This is a genomic window from Allolucifera butyrica (genome assembly GCF_900476375.1).
GTDB lineage: Bacteria > Bacillota > Negativicutes > Sporomusales > UPPP01 > Lucifera > Lucifera butyrica.
The window spans coordinates 1-1,110 of record NZ_UPPP01000125.1; the positions used below are offsets into that span (position 1 = coordinate 1).

At 52.9% G+C, this 1,110-nt stretch carries 1 tRNA gene and 2 rRNA genes; all 3 read right to left on the reverse strand.

Features of this window, described 5'->3' with window-relative positions:
- A 23S ribosomal RNA gene (locus LUCIF_RS23520) occupies nt 1–258 on the reverse strand; the annotation flags it as partial.
- Between the two features lie 288 nt (nt 259–546).
- Nucleotides 547–622 (reverse strand) — tRNA-Ala (locus LUCIF_RS23525).
- 179 nt (nt 623–801) lie between these two features.
- Nucleotides 802–1,110: ribosomal RNA gene (locus tag LUCIF_RS23530) — 16S ribosomal RNA — on the reverse strand; the annotation flags it as partial.

Below are 1,110 nucleotides of genomic sequence, written 5' to 3' on the forward strand. Positions count from 1 at the left end.
GCTTCTTCCCTGTTCGCTCGCCGCTACTTCGGGAATCTCGTTTGATTTCTTTTCCTCCGGGTACTTAGATGTTTCAGTTCCCCGGGTGCCCTCCTATTTTGCAATAGGTGACGGTGCATTACCACCGCCGGGTTCCCCCATTCGGAGATCCAGGGATTATTGCCTGCTTGCGGCTCCCCCTGGCTTTTCGGAGCTTACCCCGTCCTTCTTCGGCTCTTGGCGCCTAGGCATCCACCGTATGCCCTTGGTAACTTGACTTCTTTGTGCGCTATACCCGGTTGTCTATAAGCCGCCATCTGCGTTGTTGGCACTGCGCGTGCTCTCTTCGACGTACTTACCAGTACGACTCCGTTCGCATGCTCCTGCCGCCTAGCAGCTGACATCTTCTAGCCAACCTCTGGTTTGGACTCATAGGTCTTGGGGCACCGGAAGTCTCCTCCCTGCGCTTTGCGCCCTGAGCCCTGCGCCTTCTCTTTGCTCGTTAAGTTTACTCTCTCTTATCGAGAGGGTATCTTCTTCTTTCTTCTGTGCAGTTTTCAAAGAACATGGTGGAGATAAGCGGGATCGAACCGCTGACCTCTTGAATGCCATTCAAGCGCTCTCCCAGCTGAGCTATACCCCCACATAGTATCGGTGCTGAACTAAATTGTATCAGCACCAGGAATATCAATTTTAGCATGCCCATTTACTATTTTCAACAGGTATGTTTTGGTATTCCCTCAAAACCAAACAATGTAAGTATTTGCCAAATGTGTCCGACCTAGGATTTGAGGAATCCTGCGATTCCTCCTGTCTCCTTAGAAAGGAGGTGATCCAGCCGCACCTTCCGATACGGCTACCTTGTTACGACTTCACCCCAATCATCGGCCCCACCTTCGACGGCTGGCTCCTTTCGGTTACCTCACCGGCTTCGGGTGTTGCAGACTCTCGTGGTGTGACGGGCGGTGTGTACAAGGCCCGGGAACGTATTCACCGCAGCATGCTGATCTGCGATTACTAGCGATTCCGACTTCACGCAGGCGAGTTGCAGCCTGCGATCCGAACTGAGAGCTCCTTTGTGGGGTTTGCTTCACCTCGCGGCTTCGCTTCCCTCTGTTTAAGCCCATTGTA